This window comes from Solimonas terrae, assembly GCF_011067135.1.
Taxonomy (GTDB): Bacteria; Pseudomonadota; Gammaproteobacteria; order Nevskiales; family Nevskiaceae; genus Solimonas; species Solimonas terrae.
Window position 1 is genome coordinate 301,493 of record NZ_JAAMOW010000004.1, and the last position, 21,114, is coordinate 322,606.

A 21,114-nucleotide genomic window follows, 5' to 3' on the forward strand; every position below is an offset into this window, starting at 1 on the left:
CGAGACGAGCGACGGGAGGCGTTGCAATGCGGCGAAACGGGCCGACCCGGTGGCGCCCGGCAAGCCGCCATGCGGCGTCGCGAACCGCTGCCCGGGGAGTGCGTCTCGCGCCTTGACGGATGCCGCCGTTTGATTGAGAAATGACGACATCGTGACGACCGACAGAAAAGCCCTGCCGCCGGGTGGCGTGATCAGCTCGCTGTACGCGCGCGGCCTGCTCGACTATCTGCGCACGCGCGGCGTCGATCCGGATCGGCTGTACGGCCCGGCGCGCGTCGCGCAGCTCGACGCCGGCCGCGGGCACGAGGAAATTCCGCTCGCCGAGTGGATCGCGATGTTCGAGCTGGCGATCGCGCACTGCAAGGACCCGTCGCTGCCGCTGAAGGCCGGCGCCAGCCTGCACGTCCGCCATCTCGGCGTACTCGGCCATGTGCTGATGAATTGCGAAACCCTCGGCGAGGTTGCGGCGCAGCTCGGACGGTACATCCGCCTGCTCGGCCAGATCGGTCAGCCCGAGGCGATCATCAAGGGCGATCGCGTGCATTTTCTTTGGCGCTGGCCATACGACACGCCGGCGGCGCCCAGCGTTGCGCAGTTCATGCTCGGCGCGCGCGCCATGTTCATGCGCTGGCTGTCTGACCGCCCCGGTCTGCGCTACGACGCGCATCTGCATTTTCCGCGGCCGGTCGATGTCAGTGCCTACGAGCAGGTCTTCGGCGGGGCCCTGAAATTCGGGCAGCCCGACAGCAAGATGGTCTTTCCGACCACCTACATGCATCTGCCGGTGGCCCATGCCGACGACGATCTGCGCCGCCAGGTCGAGGCACGCGCACAGTCGATGCTGCAGCGTCTGGCCGGCGAACCGGAACTGTTGCGCAGCCTGAAGACCGTGCTGAGCCGCAATCTCGCCAATGGCCGTGTCGCACTCGCCGATTCGGCCGGTGCGCTGGCGCTGACGCCGCGCACGCTGCAGCGCCGCCTCGAAGCGTTCGGGCAGTCGTATCAGCGCGTGCTCGACGAGGTGCGCCGCCACACCGCCGAGAATCTGCTGCGCGATCCGCAGGTGTCGCTGACGCAGATCGCGTTCCTGCTCGGCTACACCGAGCAGAGCACCTTTCACAACGCATTCCGGCGCTGGACGCAGCTTTCGCCCGGCGTTTACCGCAAGCGTCAGTTCGCAGCCGCCGGCGGCCGGCCGGCGCGGCGCGTGCGGCGCCGCCAGCGCGTCCGATAAGCGTCTTGCGCCGTACTGTCGTCCAGTCCCTGTTCGTTTCGGAAATTGCCATGACCTCCCGGCTCAAGCTCGTTTTCACCCTCGCCCTGCTGGCGATCCTGTCCGCGACCGGCTGGGCCAGCCTGCAGCTGCCGATGTGGCAAACCCCGCGTGCGGTCGCCACGCATCCCTGGTTCATTGCGACGCTGGTCGACACCTATCTCGCGTTCTTCACGATCTGGCTGTGGGTGGCCTACAAGGAGCGCTCGAACCTTGCGCGCGGGATCTGGCTGATCCTGATCTTCGGCCTCGGCAATATCGCGATCGCCACGTACATGCTGATCCAGCTCTGGCGCCTGCCGCCTGACGCCAGGCCCGCGGACCTGCTGTTGCGCCGGCCATGAGCGACGCCGGCAGCGCGTTCGCCCCGACAGCCAGACCGTCGCTCTGGCGGCGCTGGTGTGTCGATCCGATCGTTGCCCAGCTCAAGCAGGGCATCACGCCGGAGCGCATCGCCCTGACTCTGGCGCTGGCCAGCGTCATCAGTGTGTTTCCGATCCTCGGCGCGACGACGCTGATCTGCGCGCTGGTCGCCTTGCGGCTGCGCCTCAACCAGCCGCTGATCCAGCTCGCCAACTATCTGTTCTATCCGCTGCAGCTGATCCTGCTGCTGCCGTTCTACCGTGCCGGCGAAACCCTGTTCCGTCGGCCGCATCTGCCGATCTTCTCGATCGGCGAGCTGATCGTCCGCTTCAAGGCCGGGCCGCTGCAGTTCGTCGCCGACTACGGCATGACCGCGCTCTGCGGCGTCGCGGTGTGGCTGCTGATCGCACCGTTCGTGGCAGCGCTGCTGTATTTCGCGCTGCGCCCCGTGCTGCGCGGTCTTGCGCGGCGCGTCGGTCTCAGGCCAGCAGGCTGAGCACGTTTTCCGGCGGCCGGCCGATCGCCGCGCGGCCGTGAAGGACCACGATCGGGCGTTCCATCAGCTTCGGGTGACTGGCGAGCACGTCCAGCCATTGCGCGTCGCTGTAGCCGTTGTCCCGCGCCAGGCCGAGTTCGCCGAACAGCTCTTCCCTGGTCCGCACGATCGCCAGCGGTTTGACGCCGAGCAGCTCGCAGAGTTTGCGCAGTTCGGATTTCGACAGGGGCTGTTGCAGATATTCGACGATCGGCAATTCAACGCCGCGCTCGTGCAGCAGCTTCAGGGTTTCGCGGCTCTTGCTGCAGCGCGGGTTATGCAGGATGCAGTCTTTCATTGTCTTCGCATCGCGGGGCCTGCGGCGATTGTCGCGAACTGCGGCGGGCCACGACAAATCCGCGGCGACCGGGAACGGCCACCGCGCGCCTCAGGACTCCAGCAGGCGCAAGACCAGCAGCACGATTGGCGGTAGCAGCGCGATCGCGAAGCTCATCAGGGCGACACGGCTCAGGGGCAGCGTCCCGCGCGCACCGAGGAATCCGGAAATCGCCAGCACCGGCACGGCGATCGCCGCCACCGGAATCGCCAAGAGGCCCATGAACGAGCCGCCGCCGCGCGATGCATCGAAGACGAGCAGCAGCGCATAGAACTGCACGAACAGTGGCACCACCAGCGCAATCAGATAGCGCATCGGTCCCTCGCTGTGCGCGGCATCGAGACCGACAGGTCGCGTGCCGCAGCGCCGCGGCATGAACTGCAGATGATCGTGCGCGGCCTCAAGCCGTAGCGGAGCGCGCCGCCGCCGGCGTGTCCCGCTCCTGAAGATAAAGCCGCAATGCAAAGCGTCCCGCGTCCGTGTCGCGCAGACGCAGCACTTCTTCGCGCACGGCCGCCGGCACTTCGTCGAGCGCCGGAAGCACCGCGCGGCAGCCGGCCGGGAACAGCACCGGAGCGGCCAGCGCCGCAAAGCCGAGATCGGCCGCGCTGAAGCGATCGCCGACCAGATAGCGGCGACCGTCGCGCAGGCGCTCTTCCACCTCGCGGAAAATCCCGTGCACGCGCTCGATCGACCGTTGCCCGCTTTCCGGTGTCACCCGATAGCCGGCGCGAACCAGCCGGCGCGCCAGCGGCACGATCACCGGCAGCAGCAGGGTCTCGGCGCGCGGCGCGCGGGTCGCCCAGATTCGTCGCAGCAGCGCGGTATCGGACAGCAGTTGCGCATAGGCCCAGCGCCGCGTGTGCGGGCCGAGTTCCCTGTCGAAGCGCGCAACCAGCGACTCCACCTGATGCCGTTGCCCCGCGTCCTGCGGATACAGTGCGCCGCCGCTGAAGTTGTCGGCCAGCACGAGGATCGCGGTGGATTCGACGAAGCACCGGCCCGCGTGAATCAGCACCGGCACCGTGCCGCCGCCGCTTCGCTTCGTCGAAAGACGATGCAGCAGCGGAATGTGCGGCTCCTCGCGGTAGGGCAGCGCCGCGCGGTCGAGCGCCCAGCGCGCCTTCTCGCAGTAGTGACTCAGCGGGATCGTGATGAAGCGTGCGACCTCGGCATTGCGGTTCTTCATGTAGCGGGCCTGTGAATGTCACCGTGTCCCCGGCGCCGGCCGAGGAGGCTCGGCGGGTTCGGCGAAATGGTGCGCGAGGGTGCAGGCCTGATTAGACGCGGCACGCGACCGCCCCGCAAGCAAGCCGCCGTTCATCCCGCTGTCGGTCTTCGACGCTAGACTTTGCGGCCGAGCCGATCCGGAGCTTGCCCTTGCGTCATCTCATTGCCATTTTCGCCGTGGTCTTCGGCAGTGCGGGCTGCGCCAGCTACATGACGCCGGGTGGGCCGGCGTTGCTGGCGCAGATCGGTGGCGGCGATGTCGCCGATACCGCGCAGCAGCCGTCGCCGCAGTTTCCGCTCAGTATGGTCGCGGTGCGGGTGCAGGCGGCCGACTACCGCTCGCTGTCGGCGAACGGTTACGGCAAGGGGCGCTTCAGTGTCATTGCACCGCCGGAACTGATGACGCCGCCGCAATTGCAGACGGTCGCGCACTGGCCGCAGGTGGCGTCGGTGGCGGTGTTCGACGCATCGCTGCTGCCGGCGAGCTTCGAGTCGCTCGCCGATCTGCGTTTCGCCGCGGCGAAGATGCAGGCGGACGTCTTGATGGTGTTCACGGTCGCGACCCGCTTCCGCATCGATGGCCATGATCGCGATCCGGCCAGCAAGATCGCGCTGGGCGACAAGCCGGATGCCGATGCAGCGGTCAGCTCGACGGCCTCGCTCGCGTTCGTCGATGTGCGAACCGGCTTCACCTACGGTGCGACGCAGGCGGATGCGAGCGTCGGCGGTCTGGCCGATGCCTGGGGTTCGGACGCGACGCTCGACGGCAAACGCCTGGAGGCCGAACGCCAGGCCTTCGCGGCGCTGCTGGTGGCGGCCGGGAAAAGCTGGGATGGCATCGTCGGCCGCTATCGGTAGCGACGATGCCCGCTCGATGAACTTTGTCGGTCGGCGTTCATCGAAGCTGTGCTGAAGTTGACCGGTCTATGCGCTGTGTCGCCGCCGGCAGTGCCCGTCCGGAGTGCTTTCCGTGAGCGGGCAGGGAAATGCAGGTGCGGGCTTTTTCGAGTGATCGCTACGTGTTGAAAACCATGGCCATGAGTCTTCGCGTCCTTCCGCTGTTGCTGCTGTCGCTGTCGAGTACCGTGGCGGCTGCCGCCGCGCCCGCCCCGTTCGACCTGGCCGGGCCGACGATGGATGTGGTCATCACGCGCGGCAAGACGATCCTGCCGGCCTCGGAAGTGCCGAATCTCGCGGAAGGCGATCGCATCTGGATCAAGCCGGAATTCCCGGCTTCGCAGTCCGCGCATTACCTGATGGTCGCGGCCTTTCTCAGCGGGCCGACCAATCCGCCGCCGAAGAGCTGGTTCTCTCCGTGCAAGACCTGGACGGGGGCGTGCGCGCGCGATGGCCTGAGCGTGACGGTGCCCAAGGGCGCGCAGCAGGTGCTGGTGTTTCTGGCGCCGGAAACCAATGGCGATTTCGACGGCATCGTCAGTTCCGTGCAGGGGCGGCCGGGCGCGTTCGTGCGCGCGACGCAGGATCTGAATCAGGCGACGCTCGATCGCTCGCGGCTCGATCGTTATCTGTCGGCCGTGCACGTGCTCGACTACGGCGACCCGGCGCAGCTGAAAGTGGTCGCGCCGCTGCTCGCGCGCAGTCTCGCGATCAAGGTCGACGAAAAATGCCTCGACAAGATTCCGCAGCTGCAGGCGGCGTGCCTGACGCAGAATCAGGATTCGCTGATCCTCAACGACGGCCACAGCATGTCGATCGCCGAGACGCTGACCTCCGGTCCGGCGGCCGATCTGGTGATGTCGGCCAGCGTCACGCCGGAGCTCGGCTACGGCGTGTACAGCCCGTACATCGCATCGGTGCTCGACATCGTCCGCATCTTCGATTCGTTCAGCACCGCGCAGTATCAGTACATTCCGGCACTGTCCTCGCATCACGGCAACAAGCTGGCGCTGACGCTGAACACGCCGCCGTCGTTCTACAACCCGAAGTCGGTGATGGTGGTCGCACTGCCGGCCGTCGAGAAGCCGCGTCTGCCGCCGCTGCACGCGGTCGATCCGACCGACATCTACTGCGCAAGCCGCGACGATCTGGTGCTGCCGGTGGAAGGCGCGCCGCTGGCGTTCTCGACCGACTACGCGCATGACATCACGCTCAGTGTCAGTGGCAAGGACGGCAAGACCATCCGTCTGCCGGCGCACGCCGATGCGGCGCAGGGTGGTTATGTCGTCAACACCGCGCGCCTGCAGTCGGCCGATCTCGGCGACACGATTCGCGCGTCCCTGCAGGGCTACTGGGGCTTCGAGCCCTACAGCGGTCCGGGGTTCGAGCTGACCAATGCGCACACCAATGACTGGGCACTCGCCGAGGGCGATCAGGACGCGCTGATCGTCGGTCGCCCGGATACCGTGCATCTGCAGACCGACAGCGTCAGCTGTGTCGACAACATCATGTTGCGCGATCCGGACGGCAAGGAGCTGAAGGCCGAGTGGAAGCCGCTGAAGCCGGGATTGGTTGAAGTGAAGCTGCCGCTGCAGGACGCGCAGCCCGGCACGATGAGCCTGATGATCGACCAGTACGGCTCGAACAAGCCGCACCTGATTCCGATACAGGTGTTCTCGAATCCGGGGCGCCTCGACGGCTTCACGATTCATGCCGGCGATGCGCAGGGCGTGCTCGGCGGCAGCCGCCTCGACGAAGTGGCGAGCCTCGCGATCGGTGATCTCGTATTCCAGCCGGGCGCGCTGACCACGCAGGGCGGCAACGATCAGCTGGTGATGAACGCGGCCGACACGCAGGCCGCCGCGCAGCTGAAGCCGGACAGCGGCGCCAGCGCGAAGGTCACGCTGAAGGACGGTCGCGTGGTCAAGCTCAAGGCGGTCATCGATCTGCCGCGGCCGAGCGTCGGTCTGATCAGCAAGAGTGTGCGGCTGTCGCCGGACAGCGCCAGCGGCAACATCCAGCTCGGCGACGCCGACGAGTTGCCGCAGGACGCGCGCCTGACCTTCTCGATGCGCGCGCAGACACCGACGCGCTTCACGCCGCAGCAGACGATCGAAGTGGCGACCGCCGACGAGTCGTTCTCGACGACGCTGAGCATCGGCAATGGCGGCATCAAGCTCGAGAATTCCAAGGTTGCGCTGGCGACCATCGAACCGGCGAAGGCCTTCGGCTTCTCCGCGTTCGGGCCGCTGAAATTCCGCGCCGTGGTCAATGATGTCGCCGGCGACTGGCAGCCCCTGGCGACGCTGGTGCGCCTGCCGGTGCTGCGCACGCTCAAGTGTCCGGCCGATCCGAAACTGGCTTGCGTGCTGTCCGGCGCCGATCTGTTCCTGCTCGATTCGGTATCGGGCACGCCGCAGTTCGACCAGGCCGTGCGCGTGTCCGACGGTTTTCCCGGCGCCAGCCTGCCGGTGCCGCATCCGAGCGACGGTCAGCTGTACGTGAAACTGCGCGACGAGCCGGGCGTGATCAATCCGGTGTCGCTCGATGTGCAGGACCTGCCGCCACCCGCCGCCGCAGCCGGCGGCGCGACACCGGGCGCGGCGCTTCCGGTCGCCGACAGCACACTGCAAAGTGCATCGCCGACGCCGACGCCGACGCCGACGCCGACGCCGACGCCGACGCCGACGCCGACAGCGCCAGAGACCGAATCAGCCGCCGCTGCGCCGGCCGGTCCGGGTCAGCCTTAGGGCGCCATCAAAATGAAACTCCCGCTCCCCCATCGTCTTGCGACAGGGGAGGCAGGAGTCGCGATGACATGCTTGTCGAGAACTTCCTTCGGGAAAGCGCGCTTCGGGTTTCTGCGCGTGCGACCGACGCCTCAGGCGCGCAGGGTGCGGCCATAGATGAAGTCGAAGCTGAAATCGCGGACCGCGCTCTTGGCATCCTGGAAATCCGCCATGCGGGCCAGACGCGCCGGCACTTTCATCAGCTTTTCCTGGGCCTGACGGCCAGCCGCGGACAGGCCGCTCATGGCGCCGATCTTCCAGAAGGCCAGCAGCTCCTCGACGATCTCCTGGTACTGGCGTGCGCAGAAGATGCCGGCACGACGCACGACTTCGCTCATTTCGTCGTAGCCGGCGATCGCGGCGCCCGGCATCGCGAAGTTCAGCGTCACCTTGAGCAGCGAGACCAGCGCGTGGTTGGGATCGCGATCGAGGATCGCGCCGAACACCGCACGGTAGAACTGATAGTGGCGCGATTCGTCGCCGGCCAGATGCGCGAGCACCTTCTGCGCCATCGGCTCGACGCTGGCGCACAGGCGGCCGGTATTGGCATGCGAGAACTGCGTGGCCTTTTCCTGCAGCGAGGTGTACGCAAGCAGACGATACGGGTCGCTTTCCCACTCCGGATTGAAACCGGCCTCGATGTAGCGGTACTGCAGTGCTTCGAGCGCACCCATGTCGAACAGGCGGGCATCGCGCACGTAGTCACGCAGCGCGCAGCCGTGACGATCTTCTTCGGCCGTCCACAGATTGTTCCAGTCGCGCCACGGTCCGCTGTTGCCGAGATGGGTCGCGATCAGGCGATGGAAATGCGGCAGGCCTTCCTCGGTCAGCAGGTTCAGCGCGACGGCGACGCGAACCGTGTCCGGCAGGCCGCGCGCGGCATCGCGGATGCGCGCGAGTTCACCATCGGCGGCGGCATCCAGATCGGCGTCCGCCGGCATCAGGTCGTTGGGAAACCAGAGGCGCCGCTTCTCGACATGAAGCGTCATCTGCTGAATCACGGCATCTTCGATCGAAGCGAGAACTTCGATGCGATCGGCGAGACCGAACTGCGCGCTGCGCGCTACACCAGACATCGTCATGACTCCGCGGTCGGATGACCGCTGCTACCGGCCAGAGGCCCACGAAATCCAGAGTATAGGAAATCCGTCTTACCCGCGATGCGCAAGGGTGAGGAACTCCTCGCGGGTGCGGTGATCTTCACGGAAGCGGCCGAGCATCACCGAAGTGACCATCGTCGAATTCTGCTTCTGCACGCCGCGCATCATCGCGCACAAATGCTGCGCTTCGATGACGACACCGACGCCGTGCGCGCCGGTCACGGTCTGGATGCAGGTGCCGATCTGCTGCGTCAGGTTTTCCTGGATCTGCAGACGGCGCGCGAACATGTCGACGATGCGCGGAATCTTCGACAGGCCGATGACCTTGCCGGACGGCAGGTAGGCGACATGCGCCTTGCCGATGAACGGCAGCAGGTGGTGCTCGCACAGCGAATACAGCTCGATGTTGCGGACGATCACCATCTCGTCGTTGCTCGATTCGAACACCGCGCCGTTGACGATCTCCTCGACGTCCTGCTCGTAACCCTGGGTCAGGAATTCCATCGCCTTGGCCGCGCGCAGCGGCGTGCGCAGCAGGCCTTCGCGCTCCGGGTTTTCGCCGATCGACTCGATGATCGCGCGGAAATGCTCTTCCATGGTCTGTCCGTCTTCTCGTTGTTCTCCCCGCACATTATCTCATGCGCCGCGCGGCCGACGTGCGCCGGCCGCAGGATGGTCACGGAGACGTAAAAATTCCGCGGCGGTACAGCGGCAGGGATTAAAATGCCGGCATGAGTCGCAAGCGCCCCAGCGGCGAAATCCGTGATGTCCCGATCGACCTGATCCGCCCCGGCAGCCAGCAGGCGCGCCGGCACTTCGACGCGGACGCCTTGCGCGAGCTGGCCGAGAGCATTCGCGAGTCCGGCGTCGTGCAGCCGATCGTCCTGCGCACGCGGGTCTGGGGTTACGAGCTGCTCGCCGGCGAACGTCGCTGGCGCGCGGCGCAGCAGGCCGGCCTGCACGAGATGCCGGCAATCATTCGCGACGATCTGTCCGATACCGAAGCCTTCGTGCTCGGCCTGATCGAAAACCTGCAGCGCGAATCGCTGACGCCGATGGAAACCGCTGCCGGCCTGAAGCGGCTCGGCGAACTGTTCGATCTCAAGCACGCGGCGATCGGCGAGCGCATCGGCAAGTCGCGCGAGTACGTCACCAACTATCTGCGCCTGCTCAATCTGGTGCCCGATGTCGCCAAGCTGGTCAACGAAGGACACATCCTGCTCGGCCACGCCAAGGTGCTGGCCGGCGTGCCGTTCGAGCAGCAGCTCGGCTGGGCCGACGAGATCATCCGTCACAAGCTGACGGTGCGCGGCCTCGAACAGCGCATCGCGGCCACGCGCGACAAGCTGGTCGTGTTCCGGCCGGGCAAGCCGACCGACTGGCAGGTGCTGGAGCGCGATCTGTCCGACCATCTCGCGTGCCCGGTGATCGTGACAGCCGACAAGGCCGGCAAGGGCGAGCTGCGCGTCAAGTTCCACTCGCTGGACGAGCTCGACGGCGTGCTCGCGAAGATCGGGTATGTCGCGCACTGACATGCGACTGACTTATTCCCAGAATCCGGGGACAAGCCTGTGGATAGATGGCGCATGAAGATGCCGATAGTCCGCCCTGAAGCGCCTGTCGAGCGTCACGGCCACTTTTTGGTCGCAGCCGCCGCGCCATGAACGAGACGGATCGCCAGATCGAGCTGTTCCGCGAGGACTACACGCTGACCGAGCGGGTCAGCGCCAAGGCCCGCAACATCCGCATCGAAGTGCGGCCCGATCGCAGCGTGTCGCTGATCTATCCGCGCTGGGTGGCGCGCGCCGAGGCCGTGGCGTTCTTCCGTACGCGCGAAGCCTGGGTGCGCAGCAAGCTGCTGGAGCTGGCGCTGCAGAGCTCGGCGCATCCGGCGCCGGCCCGCCTGCGCTGGGACGGCAGCGACCGGCTGCTGCTGCGCGGCCGCGAGCTGCCGCTGAGACTCGAAGCGGCGCGGCTGCGGCGGGCGGCGGTGCGCTTCGAAACGGATCGCGTCGTCGTGCTGGCGGCGCCGGCGGACGGGCAGACCGCGAAACTCGATGTCGCCCTGCGTCAGGCGCTGATCCATAAGGCCCGGCTCGATGCGCGCACGCATCTGGACGCTGCCGCTGCGCCGCTCGGTGTCGTCTACCGCGAGCTGCGCATCAATGACCCTCAGACGCAGTGGGGCAGCTGCAATCCGGGCGCCGTGATCTGCCTGTCGTGGCGGCTGGTGATGGCGCCGGTCGAGGTGTTCCGCTACGTCGCGGTGCACGAGCTCTGTCATCTGATGCACATGGACCATTCGTCCCGTTTCTGGGCGCTGGTCGAGCGGCAGATGCCGGATTTCGAGCAGCACAAACGCTGGCTGCGCGACCGCGGGCACCAGCTGCACGGCTGGCTGATGCGTGACTGAGTCGACAATGTCGCGGCATTTTCGCGCAGCGCCTGACACATAAATCAGCGTAGGCTTGAGCGGTCGTCAAGCAGCCGGTATCGTCCACCGGCAGAAGCGCACGGCGGTCGAGGAGAGCGATATGGCCACGCTGGAAAAAGTCTGTGTTCGTGATTACATGAGCTCCAGGCTGATGACGTTCACGCCGGAAATGGAAGTGATGAACGCGGTGCACCAGCTGGTCAAGAGCGGCCACTCGGGGGCGCCCGTAGTTGACGCCAGCGGCAAGCTGGTCGGCATGCTCTCGGAGCGCGATTGCCTGCAGATCGCGATGGTCGCCGCGCAGGACACTTGCGTGGCCGGGCCGATCAGCCAGTACATGAGTACCACGGTCGAAACGGTCAGCTCCGACACGAGCCTGACCCACCTCGCGGGGCTGTTCATCAACAACAGCCACTTCCGGCGTTATCCGGTCGTCGACGACGGCAAGCTGGTCGGTCAGATCTCGCGCTCCGACGTGTTGCGCGCGATCAGCCACTGCTGCTGACGGCGGGCAAGGCAAAGGCCCTCTCGTTCACGAGAGGGCCTTTGCCTGCAAGCAATGGCGTGCCTACTGCGCGCCGACTTTGGCATCCGCGTCGACGCTGACGCCGGTGGTCGCGGCGTCGGCCGTGCCGTGCACCACACCGCCGACAGCGCCACCGACGGCGCCGAGCGCCGAACCGGTCGCGGCGGCCGCCGACTTGGCGACATGCCTGGTCTTGTGTGCGGCGGTCTTTGCACCCGCCTTGACCTTGGCGCCGGTCGCGGCGGCGGCATCGCCGGCCTTGGCAACGCCGGCCTGTGCGTCGACCTTCGCTTCATGGCCCATTTCGGCGCCGGCAGCCTTGATGCTGTCGGTGGTCGTGGCGGCGCTGGCGTCGGCATCGGCGCTGGCTGCGGGTGCCGCCTCGACATGCGCGCCGACATCGACGCTGGCGGCAAATGCGGGGCCGCTCATCGCGGCTGCGGCGGCAATGAGGGCGAGGGCTGAAAGGCGGTATTTCATGGCATCACTCCGGTGGAAGGCTGGCGATTCTGGAATGCGACACTGAACCGGTTCTGAACCGGCCGGATCTCTATTGCGGGCAGGGCCCGACATACTGGCCCGTCATGTTCTGCGTCATGTCGAGCGGCCTGCCGTCATCGCCGGTACCGGTCATGTGCGTGGTGGCGGTCATCGTGTCGCCGCTGTACGTCGCCGTCCCGACGGCATCCATCTTGCCCTTGGGGGTATCGCAGGTGGACGACCAGTCGACCGTGCCGCCGTGGCGATCCATCTTGGTGATCTTGCAGTGTTCCTTGCCGTTTTCCTGGTGCGGGACCAGATCCTTCTCGGTCAGGCAGCGCTCGAAATTCATGGTCATGGTGTTGCCGTTGAACTGCGGCATCCGCGACCGGACTTCCGGGGGCAGCTCCGACGCATCGAAGTTTTTCATCTCCGGTGGCATCGGCATGCCGTCCATCTTCATCGTATAGCGCCATTGCCCTTCGTGGACGCCGGCATCCGCGAACGCAGCACTGGCGATCGGGATCAGCAGGCTTGCCGCCAGCAGCGGCGCGACGCGCTTGCGCATGAGAATTCCCCCTAATCGTTGCGTGGGAATTCATCATCGGTCGCGCATGGCGAGGGCGCAAGTGGCCGGCGTCCGGACACAAAAAAAGGGCTCTCTCGGGGGGGGATGAGAGAGCCCTTCGGGGCGTCCTGCTGGGGGGATGCAGGACTTGGGGGACTGGCCTTGGCTAGCAAGATACCGTCAGGCCCTGAATCGAAAATGAACCGTTCAGGCGGAACGCCGCAACTGCCCGATTTTCTTCAGATGAACGAGCAGCAGCGACACCGCCGCCGGGGTCACGCCCGAAATCCGGCCGGCCTGGGCGACGGTTTCCGGGCGGTGTTCGGCCAGCTTCAGGCGTACTTCATTGGACAGGCCGGTAACCGCCACGTAGTCCAGATCGAGCGGAAGTCGCGCGTCTTCGTAGCGGCGCACGCGATCGATCTCGAACTGCTGGCGTTCGATGTAGCCGGCGTACTTGGCCTGCACTTCGACCTGTTCGGCGACCTGCGGATCGATGTCGGCCGGCGCCAGTTCCAGTGTCTGCAGCAGCGCGTAACTGCCTTCCGGGCGGCGCAGCAGATCACGCGCCGAGGCGCCGCTGTCGACCGGCGCGGCGCCAAAATGTTCGGTGAACGCGGGCTGCGCCAGCTGCGCCGGCTTCAGCCAGAGTGCGTCGATGCGGCTGCGTTCGGCGTCGATTGCGTCGCGCTTGCGTGCAAAGGCGTCCCAGCGCAGGTCGTCGACCAGGCCGAGTTCGCGGCCCTGGGCGGTCAGGCGCAGATCGGCATTGTCTTCGCGCAGCAGCAGGCGGTGTTCGGCGCGCGACGTGAACATGCGGTACGGCTCGGTGGTGCCGCGCGTGGTCAGGTCGTCGATCAGCACGCCGATGTAGGCCTCGTGGCGCTGCGGCGTCCAGGCTTCGCGACCCTGCACCTGCAGCGCGGCATTGAGTCCGGCCAGCAGACCCTGCGCCGCGGCCTCCTCGTAGCCGGTCGTGCCATTGATCTGGCCGGCGAAATAGAGGCCGTCAATGAGCTTGGTTTCCAGCGAACGCTTGAGATCGCGCGGATCGAAGTAGTCGTATTCGATCGCGTAGCCGGGACGCGTGATGCGCGCCGCTTCGAGGCCGCGGATCGTGCGCACGAAGCGTTCCTGGATGTCGTACGGCAGCGAAGTCGAAATGCCGTTCGGATAGATCTCGCGCGTGTTCAGGCCTTCCGGTTCGAGGAACACCTGATGGCTGTCCTTGCCGGCAAAACGGTTGACCTTGTCTTCGACGCTAGGGCAGTAGCGCGGGCCGACACCTTCGATGACGCCCGTGAACATCGGCGAACGATCGAAGCCGCTGCGGATGATCGCGTGCGTCTCGGCATTGGTCGCGGTCAGATGGCAGGGTATCTGGCGCGGATGATCGGCGCGGCAGCCAAGAAACGAGAACACCGGCGTCGGCATGTCGCCCGGCTGCGGCGTCAGCACATCCCAGTCGATCGTGCGGCCGTCCAGCCGTGGCGGCGTGCCGGTCTTCAGGCGACCGACACGTGGATGCAGCTCGCGCAGGCGCGTGGCGAGCGCATTGCTGGGCGGATCGCCGGCGCGTCCGCCCTGATGGTTTTCCATGCCGACATGAATGCGACCGCCGAGGAAGGTGCCGGTGGTCAGCACCACGGCCGGGGCGTGGAATCTGAGGCCGAGCCGGGTGACGATGCCGCGCACCGCTCCGCCTTCCACGATCAGGTCTTCGACCTCCTGCTGGAACAGCGTCAGGTTCGGCTGGTTTTCCAGTGCTTCGCGCACGGCCCACTTGTAGAGCATGCGGTCGGCTTGCGCGCGCGTGGCGCGCACCGCGGGACCTTTCGAGCCGTTGAGAATGCGGAACTGGATGCCGGCGCGATCGGCAGCGCGCGCCATCAGGCCGCCGAGCGCGTCGATTTCCTTGACCAGATGGCCCTTGCCGATGCCGCCGATCGCCGGATTGCACGACATCTGGCCCAGCGTTTCGATCGACTGCGTGACCAGCAGCGTGCGACAGCCCATGCGCGCCGGCGCGAGCGCCGCTTCGGTGCCGGCATGGCCGCCGCCGATGACGATGACGTCAAAATGATGAAGGTCCGGCATGATGCAAAAGGAGTCCGCGAAGGGCGCGGATTCTACGCCGAAACCGTTGTCGTCGGGCAGAAATTGCCCATCGGTCTACGGCAGTGGCTCACCATCGGCGTCGACGAATTCGCGCCGCGCCGCGGCGCTGTTCAGGCGCGCCGCCGAATAGTGTCGCGCCAGCAGGCCGCGCGCGTCGACAAACAGTTCCCGATGCAGCGCCGCGAACGCCGGCCAGTCCAGTTCCGGGCGCACGCGCCGACGCGCGTCGATCAGGCGCAGCAGCGCGACGCTCAGCGTGTGATGGTACTTGTCGCTGGCGCCGAGCCCGGCGACGTACGTGCGCAGCAGATTGCAGAACCGTGCTTCGCCGGCGGCGCGGCCATCTGCATCGCGCAAGCACAGCCAGGCGACGCGCACATGATTTTCGTGATCGAAGCGGGCCGCCGGCAGGCTGCCATCGGCGAGACCGGCGAGCAGTTCGCGATCGTCGATGTGCGCCGGCGTCACTTCAGAACGGCAGTCTGCCGATCAGCGTTTCCCACCACATGCGCCAGTCGCCGGCGAACGAGTAGAACGGGTGCGAGAACGTTGCCGGCCGGTTTTTCTCGAAGAAGAAGTGGCCCACCCAGGCGAAGCCGTAGCCGGCGATCAATGCGGCGAGGAAGTACCACCAGATGCCTTTGGCGAGGCCGAACGCGAAGCAGGCCAGCGCCAGGCAGCTGCCGATGAAATGCAGGCGCCGCGCGGTCGTGTTGGCGTGCTCGGACAGGTAGAACGAGTAGAACTCGGCAAACGAATTGAACTGCGACTCGGCCATCTTGTAACCCCCATCGGCGATGCGGCGAAGTATAGGCGCGTTCGCCGCTTGTCGCCGCTATGCTAGCGGCCGGTCATGGCGTTCTGCGACAGGAGCGGTCGGTGAAGCGAGGCGAGGCGACGGATTTGCCGGTGCTGGGCTGGCGTGAATGGCTGGCGTTGCCGGAGCTGGGGATCGCCAGAATCAAGGCCAAGGTCGATACCGGCGCACGCTCGTCGGCCCTGCACGCAACGACGATCGAAACGCTGGACAACGGCCGTGTGCGTTTTTCGCTGCAGCCGCTGCAGAAATCGACGGACGAACAATGGTGCGAAGCCGAACTGATCGATCGGCGCTGGGTGACGGACTCCGGCGGTCACCGTGAACTGCGTCCGTTCATCAGCACCGCGATCCTGCTCGGTGGCGAGCGCTGGAATGTCGAGGTCTCGCTGAGCGCGCGGCATGCTCTGCGCTTCCGCATGCTGCTGGGCCGCACGGCGATCGCCGGGCGCTTCGCGGTCGATCCGGCGGCCAGCTTCGTGCAGGGTCGCATCCGTCGGCCGAAGGTGGCGGCATGAAGATCGCGCTGCTGTCCCGCAACCGCAGGCTGTATTCGACCCGGCGCCTGGTCGAGGCGGCCGAAGCGCGCGGCCACAAGGTGCAGGTCATCGACGTGCTGCGCTGCTACATGAATATCCAGCCGGGCAATCCGGAGATCTGGTACCGCGGCAAACGGCTCGAACGTTTCGATGCGGTGATCCCGCGCATCGGTGCGTCCGTGACGTTTTACGGCACGGCCGTCGTGCGCCAGTTCGAGATGCAGGATGTCTACACGCTCAACGAATCGGTGGCGATCGCGCGCGCGCGCGACAAGCTGCGCGCCCTGCAGTTGCTGGCGCGCAAGGGGGTCGGTCTGCCGCGCACCGCGTTCGCGCATGCGCCGGACGACACCGAAGGCGTGATGCAACTGGTGGGCGGCGCGCCGATGGTGATCAAACTGATCGAGGGGACGCAGGGTGAGGGCGTGGTGCTGGCCGAGACCGCCAATGCCGCGTCATCGGTGATCGAGGCATTCCGCGGACTCGATGCGTATTTCCTGGTGCAGGAATTCGTCCGCGAAGCGCAGGGCTGCGACATCCGTTGCCTGGTGGTCGGCGACGAGGTGGTGGCGTCGATGCAGCGTACCGCCTGTTCCGGCGAGTTCCGCTCCAATCTGCACCGCGGCGGCAGCGCCAGCCCGGTCGAGATCACGCCCGCGGAACGGCGTACTGCGTTGCGCGCGGCGAAGATCATGGGACTCAATGTGGCCGGCGTCGATCTGCTGCGGTCGGCGTCCGGGCCGATGGTCATGGAAGTCAATTCCTCGCCGGGGCTGGAAGGCATCGAGACCGCGTCCGGCATCGACATCGCCGAGCGCATCATCGAGTTCATCGAAGGCCACGCGCAGCCGCGGGGTTCGCGCGGCAAGGCCAGGGGATGACGGCAATGGCCGGCAACTTCGAGATCGGCGGACAGGTGCTGCGGCCGGGCGAAGGCCGGCTGGTCGAGCTGCCGGTCGTCAGTCTTTATACGAATACCCCGGTCAGCCTTCCGGTGCGGGTGCTGCACGGCCGTGAGCCGGGGCCGACCCTGTTCGTCAGCGCGGCGCTGCATGGCGACGAAATCATCGGCGTCGAGATCATTCGCCGCCTGCTGTTGCAGCGCGGCCTGCGGCAGCTGCGCGGCACGCTGCTCGCGGTGCCAGTCGTCAACACCCTGGCATTCCTTCACCAGTCGCGTTATCTGCCGGACCGCCGCGATCTCAATCGCAGCTTTCCCGGCAGCGACAAGGGCTCGCTGGCGGCGCGGCTCGCGAAATTGTTCCTGCGCGAGATCGTCGGCCGCTCGCAATACGGTGTCGACCTGCACACCGGCGCGATCCACAGGCCGAACCTGCCGCACATCCGCGGCGATCTCGCCAATCCGCAGACCCTGCGGCTGGCGCAGGCATTCGGCGCGCCGCTGCTGCTCAATTCGACGCCGCGCTCCGGCACGCTGCGCGAGTACACGACCGAGCACGGCATCCCGGTCCTGCTGTACGAAGCCGGCGAGGCTCTGCGCTTCGACGAAATGGCGATTCGCACCGGTGTGCGCGGCCTGCTGAATGTCATGAGCGCCCTCGACATGCTGCCGGCGGCACGTGCCGCGACGCGCCTGCCGGAACCGGTGATCGCGCGCAGCAGCAGCTGGGTGCGCGCGGCCGCCAGCGGCGTCTTGCGCGTACAGGTGGCGCTCGGCGAGCAGGTGCGCAAGGGCGAGGTGCTCGGCGTGATCGGCGATCCCTTCGGCGGCCCGGAGACGCCGGTGCTGGCCAGCGCACATGGCGTGGTCGTCGGCAGCACGGCGCTGCCGCTGGTCTATGAAGGCGACGCCCTGTTCCACGTCGCCCGCTTCGATGCGCCGGAGACGGCGGCGGGGGTCGCGCGCAATATCGTGGCCGCGCGTCGGGCGCTCAAGCGTGCGCGCCGCAGCCAGCCACGCGTGGTCTGAAGAGGCGGCAACAGGGAAGCGGGCGGGGCGTTCGCGCGCCGTGACGATGCCGGTCATGCGAACGCAGATGACAAAAGCTTCACCGGCATCGCCCGCCATTTAGCGCCTATGTGCCGACATTTCCTCCCGCAAACGGTCGGCATTGCGCGTTCAGTCATATACAATTCCGCGACTCAAGCGGATGCCGGCCGGCAATGTCGCCGCGGCGCCGATCCAGAAAGTACCCAACGAGGCTTGCGATGGCCCCCATCAGCGCATGGTCAGCAGACACGTGGTCTTTGATCGTCTACGTCGTGGCGGTCCTGGGCATCGTGGGGCTCATGCTCGGGCTGTCGTGGGTACTCGGCGGTCGTGACTGGGGGCGTGCCAAGGACGAGCCGTTCGAGTCCGGTGTCGTCGGTCAGGGTGGCGCGCGCCTGCGCTTCTCGGCGAAGTTCTATCTGGTCGCGATGTTCTTCGTGATCTTCGACGTCGAAGCCCTGTTCCTGTACGCCTGGGCGGTATCGGTTCGCGAAGCGGGCTGGGCCGGATTCATCGAGGCTTTCGTCTTCATCTTCATTCTCGGCGCCAGCCTCGTCTATCTGTGGAAGATCGGCGCGCTGGAATGGGCGCCCGCTTCACGCGCGCGCCTGCAGCAGGAGCGATCGGCGGAACGATCCGCCGGTCCCGCGCGCTAAGCGTCGCCGCCAGCCACCAGAGCAAGCAGCCATGGAATACACCCTCACCCGCATCGACAAGAACGCGCCGCGCTACCCGATGGAGCAGCGCAGCAAGGTTGCCGATCCGCTCGAAGAGCACCTCAACAAGAACATCTTCCTCGGCAAGCTCGAGGACATGATGCATGGCGTCGTCAACTGGGGCCGCAAGAACTCGATCTGGCCTTACAACTTCGGCCTGTCCTGCTGCTATGTCGAGATGGCGACCGCGTTCACGCCGACGCACGATCTCGCGCGTTTCGGCGCCGAGGTCATACGCGCGTCACCGCGTCAGGCCGACCTGATGGTGATCGCCGGCACCTGCTTCATGAAGATGGCGCCGGTGGTGCAGCGCCTCTACGAGCAGATGCTCGAACCGAAGTGGGTGATCAGCATGGGTTCCTGCGCGAACTCGGGCGGCATGTACGACATCTACTCGGTGGTGCAGGGCGTCGACAAGTTCCTGCCGGTCGACGTCTACGTGCCCGGCTGCCCGCCGCGCCCGGAAGCCTTCCTGCAGGCGCTGAACCTGCTGCAGGACGCGATCGGCAAGGAGCGCCGGCCGCTGTCGTGGGTGGTCGGTGACCAGGGCGTCTACAAGGCCGATTTTCCATCGCGGCGGGAGACGCTGCGACCCGAGCGCAGCGCGCAGACGACGCTGCGCACTCCGGACCAGGTTTGAGTCGCGATGGCTGACGACGCACCGCTCTCCGTCCCTGGCCTCGAGAACGAGGTCATCCGCGATCTGTACGCGCGCTTCGGTGAAAGCGCGTTCGTGCCGCAGCGCACGCGCGATGGCATGCCGACCCTCTGGGTTCGCGCCGAGCAGATCGTCGACGTGCTGCGCCACCTCAAGAATGGCGTCGCCAAGCCGTACAAGATGCTCTACGACCTGACCGCGGTCGACGAGCGCCTGCGCAAGCATCGCCAGGATCTGCCGGCCGCCGACTTCACGGTCGTCTACCAGCTGCTGTCGATCGAGCGCGACATGACGCGCAGCGGCAGTCCCGATATCCGGCTGAAGGTTGCGCTGAAGGGCGAGTACCCGCATCTGCCGACGGCGACGACCGTTTACGAGAACGCGAACTGGTACGAGCGCGAAGTCTGGGACCTGTTCGGCATCGTGTTCGACGGCCACCCGAGCCTGCGTCGCATCATGCTGCCGCCGCGCTGGGTCGGCCATCCGCTGCGCAAGGAACACGCGGCGCGCGCCACCGAGTTCGATCCGTTCGTGCTCGACCAGATGCGCCAGGATCTCGATCAGGAAGCGCTGCTGTTCAAGCCCGAAGACTGGGGCATGAAGAAGGGCACCGACAACGAGGACTTCATGTTCCTCAACCTCGGGCCCAACCATCCGTCCGCGCACGGTGCATTCCGCATCGTCCTGCAGCTGGACGGCGAGGAAATCGTCGACTGCGTGCCGGACATCGGCTATCACCACCGTGGCGCCGAGAAGATGGGCGAGCGCCAGAGCTGGCACTCGTACATTCCGTATACCGACCGCATCGATTATCTCGGCGGCGTGATGAACAATCTGCCGTACGTGATGGCGGTCGAGAAGCTCGCCGGCATCACGGTGCCGGCGCGTGCGCAGACCGTGCGCATCATGATGTCGGAGTTCTTCCGCATCACCTCGCACCTGCTGTTCTTCGGCACTTTCCTGCAGGACGTCGGCGCGATGTCGCCGGTGTTCTTCGCGTTCGTCGATCGCCAGAAGGCCTACGACGTGATCGAGGCCGTCACCGGCTTTCGCATGCACCCGGCCTGGTATCGCATCGGCGGCCTGGCGCACGACCTGCCGCAGGGCTGGGACCGTCTGGTCCGCGAGTTCATCGAGCATCTGCCGAAGCGGCTCGACGAGTACCAGAAGGCGGCGCTCGAAAATTCGATCGTCGTTTCGCGCACGCGTCACGTCGCGGCCTACGACACCGCCCAGGCGATGGAATGGGGCACGACCGGCGGCGGTCTGCGTGCCACCGGCATGGCCTACGATTTGCGCAAGACGCGGCCGTACTGCGGCTACGAGAATTTCGATTTCGAAATCCCGACCGGCAAGTACGGCGATGCCTACGACCGTCTGATCGTGCGTGTCGAGGAAATGCGCCAGTCGGTGCGCATCATCCAGCAGTGCCTCGACAACATGCCGTCGGGTCCGTACAAGGCCGACCATCCCTTGACGACGCCGCCGCCGAAGGACCGCACGCTCAAGGACATCGAAACCCTGATCACGCACTTCCTGCAGGTGTCGTGGGGGCCGGTGATTCCGGCGGGCGAGGCGAGCGTGATGATCGAGGCGACGAAGGGCCTCAACAGCTACTACCTGACCTCCGACGGCAGCACGATGAGTTACCGCACGCGCATCCGCACGCCGAGCTTCGCGCATCTGCAGCAGATTCCCAGCGTGATCCGCGGACAGATGATTCCCGACCTGATTGCCTACATCGCGTCGATCGACTTCGTCATGGCCGACGTGGACCGCTGAC

Annotated in this window: 24 protein-coding genes; 14 read left to right on the forward strand and 10 right to left on the reverse strand. The window is 66.4% G+C overall.

What is annotated here, in order from left to right; translation table 11 throughout:
- The first annotated feature begins 151 nt into the window (after nucleotides 1-151).
- The 3 genes from G7Y85_RS09585 to G7Y85_RS09595 are packed head-to-tail and all read left to right on the forward strand — an operon-like array spanning nucleotide 152 to nucleotide 2,132.
- The gene (locus G7Y85_RS09585) at nucleotides 152-1,234 is read left to right on the forward strand and encodes an AraC family transcriptional regulator (RefSeq protein WP_166255512.1); all 1,083 of its coding nucleotides are present in this window, start codon (nucleotides 152-154) and stop codon (nucleotides 1,232-1,234) included.
- A gap of 50 nt (nucleotides 1,235-1,284) precedes the next feature.
- Entirely contained in the window at nucleotides 1,285-1,617 is a 333-nt protein-coding gene (locus G7Y85_RS09590) for a DUF1475 family protein (RefSeq protein WP_166255516.1), read from the forward strand.
- Nucleotides 1,614-2,132: a DUF2062 domain-containing protein gene (locus tag G7Y85_RS09595; protein ID WP_166255519.1), complete on the forward strand. Its 519-nt coding sequence runs from the start codon at nucleotides 1,614-1,616 to the stop codon at nucleotides 2,130-2,132. Before G7Y85_RS09590 ends, G7Y85_RS09595 begins: the two co-directional genes overlap by 4 nt.
- On the opposite strand, the gene arsC is transcribed toward G7Y85_RS09595, so the two are convergent.
- From arsC to G7Y85_RS09610, 3 genes are all read right to left on the reverse strand, one after another.
- Nucleotides 2,116-2,469, reverse strand: a complete 354-nt coding sequence (gene arsC / locus G7Y85_RS09600; RefSeq protein ID WP_166255522.1) for an arsenate reductase (glutaredoxin) — start codon at nucleotides 2,467-2,469, stop codon at nucleotides 2,116-2,118. The two genes, G7Y85_RS09595 and arsC, sit on opposite strands and share 17 nt — an antisense overlap.
- A 90-nt stretch (nucleotides 2,470-2,559) precedes the next feature.
- Nucleotides 2,560-2,823, reverse strand: a complete 264-nt coding sequence (locus tag G7Y85_RS09605) for a hypothetical protein (RefSeq protein ID WP_166255525.1) — start codon at nucleotides 2,821-2,823, stop codon at nucleotides 2,560-2,562.
- An 85-nt stretch (nucleotides 2,824-2,908) separates the two neighbouring features.
- The gene (locus G7Y85_RS09610; protein ID WP_166255528.1) at nucleotides 2,909-3,697 is read right to left on the reverse strand and encodes a glutathione S-transferase family protein; all 789 of its coding nucleotides are present in this window, start codon (nucleotides 3,695-3,697) and stop codon (nucleotides 2,909-2,911) included.
- Nucleotides 3,698-3,888: 191 nt separating this feature from the next.
- Here G7Y85_RS09610 and G7Y85_RS09615 point away from each other — a divergent pair, with 191 nt between their 5' ends.
- Nucleotides 3,889-4,596 carry a hypothetical protein gene (locus tag G7Y85_RS09615; RefSeq protein ID WP_166255531.1) on the forward strand — a complete coding sequence of 236 codons (708 nt, stop codon included), beginning with the start codon at nucleotides 3,889-3,891 and terminating at the stop codon, nucleotides 4,594-4,596.
- A 179-nt stretch (nucleotides 4,597-4,775) separates the two neighbouring features.
- Nucleotides 4,776-7,385 (forward strand): hypothetical protein, encoded by a 2,610-nt coding sequence (locus tag G7Y85_RS09620; protein ID WP_241696095.1) that lies wholly within the window; start codon nucleotides 4,776-4,778, stop codon nucleotides 7,383-7,385.
- A 131-nt stretch (nucleotides 7,386-7,516) separates the two neighbouring features.
- On the opposite strand, the gene G7Y85_RS09625 is transcribed toward G7Y85_RS09620, so the two are convergent.
- Entirely contained in the window at nucleotides 7,517-8,500 is a 984-nt protein-coding gene (locus G7Y85_RS09625; RefSeq protein WP_166255534.1) for an acyl-ACP desaturase, read from the reverse strand.
- 75 nt (nucleotides 8,501-8,575) lie between these two features.
- The gene (gene folE / locus G7Y85_RS09630) at nucleotides 8,576-9,154 is read right to left on the reverse strand and encodes a GTP cyclohydrolase I FolE (RefSeq protein ID WP_366514939.1); all 579 of its coding nucleotides are present in this window, start codon (nucleotides 9,152-9,154) and stop codon (nucleotides 8,576-8,578) included.
- 101 nt (nucleotides 9,155-9,255) lie between these two features.
- On the opposite strand from folE, the gene G7Y85_RS09635 reads away from it, so the two are divergent.
- The 3 genes from G7Y85_RS09635 to G7Y85_RS09645 all read left to right on the forward strand — a co-directional run bounded on the left by G7Y85_RS09635 (nucleotide 9,256) and on the right by G7Y85_RS09645 (nucleotide 11,463).
- Nucleotides 9,256-10,056: a ParB/RepB/Spo0J family partition protein gene (locus tag G7Y85_RS09635; protein ID WP_166255541.1), complete on the forward strand. Its 801-nt coding sequence runs from the start codon at nucleotides 9,256-9,258 to the stop codon at nucleotides 10,054-10,056.
- A 128-nt stretch (nucleotides 10,057-10,184) separates the two neighbouring features.
- Nucleotides 10,185-10,937 (forward strand): M48 family metallopeptidase, encoded by a 753-nt coding sequence (locus G7Y85_RS09640; protein ID WP_166255544.1) that lies wholly within the window; start codon nucleotides 10,185-10,187, stop codon nucleotides 10,935-10,937.
- 121 nt (nucleotides 10,938-11,058) lie between these two features.
- Nucleotides 11,059-11,463 (forward strand): CBS domain-containing protein, encoded by a 405-nt coding sequence (locus G7Y85_RS09645; protein WP_166255547.1) that lies wholly within the window; start codon nucleotides 11,059-11,061, stop codon nucleotides 11,461-11,463.
- 63 nt (nucleotides 11,464-11,526) lie between these two features.
- Here the strand turns inward: G7Y85_RS09645 and G7Y85_RS09650 are convergent, their stop codons facing one another.
- From G7Y85_RS09650 to G7Y85_RS09670, 5 genes are all read right to left on the reverse strand, one after another.
- Nucleotides 11,527-11,964, reverse strand: coding sequence for a hypothetical protein (locus tag G7Y85_RS09650; protein ID WP_166255550.1), 438 nt, complete (start codon nucleotides 11,962-11,964; stop codon nucleotides 11,527-11,529).
- Between the two features lie 70 nt (nucleotides 11,965-12,034).
- On the reverse strand, nucleotides 12,035-12,532 hold the full coding sequence (locus G7Y85_RS09655) for a DUF3617 domain-containing protein (protein ID WP_166255553.1): 498 nt from the start codon (nucleotides 12,530-12,532) through the stop codon (nucleotides 12,035-12,037).
- Between the two features lie 207 nt (nucleotides 12,533-12,739).
- The gene (gene mnmG, locus G7Y85_RS09660; RefSeq protein WP_166255556.1) at nucleotides 12,740-14,629 is read right to left on the reverse strand and encodes a tRNA uridine-5-carboxymethylaminomethyl(34) synthesis enzyme MnmG; all 1,890 of its coding nucleotides are present in this window, start codon (nucleotides 14,627-14,629) and stop codon (nucleotides 12,740-12,742) included.
- A 75-nt stretch (nucleotides 14,630-14,704) separates the two neighbouring features.
- On the reverse strand, nucleotides 14,705-15,118 hold the full coding sequence (locus tag G7Y85_RS09665) for a hypothetical protein (protein ID WP_166255559.1): 414 nt from the start codon (nucleotides 15,116-15,118) through the stop codon (nucleotides 14,705-14,707).
- A gap of 1 nt (nucleotide 15,119) precedes the next feature.
- Complete coding sequence (locus G7Y85_RS09670) at nucleotides 15,120-15,428, reverse strand: Mpo1-like protein (protein ID WP_166255562.1); 309 nt, start codon at nucleotides 15,426-15,428, stop codon at nucleotides 15,120-15,122.
- 101 nt (nucleotides 15,429-15,529) lie between these two features.
- Here G7Y85_RS09670 and G7Y85_RS09675 point away from each other — a divergent pair, with 101 nt between their 5' ends.
- The 6 genes from G7Y85_RS09675 (at nucleotide 15,530) to nuoC (ending at nucleotide 21,113) form a co-directional block, all read left to right on the forward strand.
- Complete coding sequence (locus tag G7Y85_RS09675; protein ID WP_366514940.1) at nucleotides 15,530-15,985, forward strand: ATP-dependent zinc protease family protein; 456 nt, start codon at nucleotides 15,530-15,532, stop codon at nucleotides 15,983-15,985.
- Complete coding sequence (gene rimK / locus G7Y85_RS09680) at nucleotides 15,982-16,887, forward strand: 30S ribosomal protein S6--L-glutamate ligase (RefSeq protein WP_166255568.1); 906 nt, start codon at nucleotides 15,982-15,984, stop codon at nucleotides 16,885-16,887. The genes G7Y85_RS09675 and rimK overlap by 4 nt, the downstream gene beginning before the upstream one ends.
- Before the next feature lie 5 nt (nucleotides 16,888-16,892).
- On the forward strand, nucleotides 16,893-17,936 hold the full coding sequence (locus G7Y85_RS09685; protein ID WP_174839755.1) for a succinylglutamate desuccinylase/aspartoacylase family protein: 1,044 nt from the start codon (nucleotides 16,893-16,895) through the stop codon (nucleotides 17,934-17,936).
- A 239-nt stretch (nucleotides 17,937-18,175) separates the two neighbouring features.
- Nucleotides 18,176-18,613, forward strand: a complete 438-nt coding sequence (gene ndhC, locus G7Y85_RS09690; protein WP_166255574.1) for an NADH-quinone oxidoreductase subunit A — start codon at nucleotides 18,176-18,178, stop codon at nucleotides 18,611-18,613.
- A 31-nt stretch (nucleotides 18,614-18,644) separates the two neighbouring features.
- Complete coding sequence (locus tag G7Y85_RS09695) at nucleotides 18,645-19,313, forward strand: NuoB/complex I 20 kDa subunit family protein (RefSeq protein ID WP_166255577.1); 669 nt, start codon at nucleotides 18,645-18,647, stop codon at nucleotides 19,311-19,313.
- Between the two features lie 6 nt (nucleotides 19,314-19,319).
- Entirely contained in the window at nucleotides 19,320-21,113 is a 1,794-nt protein-coding gene (gene nuoC, locus G7Y85_RS09700; RefSeq protein ID WP_166255580.1) for an NADH-quinone oxidoreductase subunit C/D, read from the forward strand.
- Nucleotide 21,114: the final 1 nt, after the last annotated feature.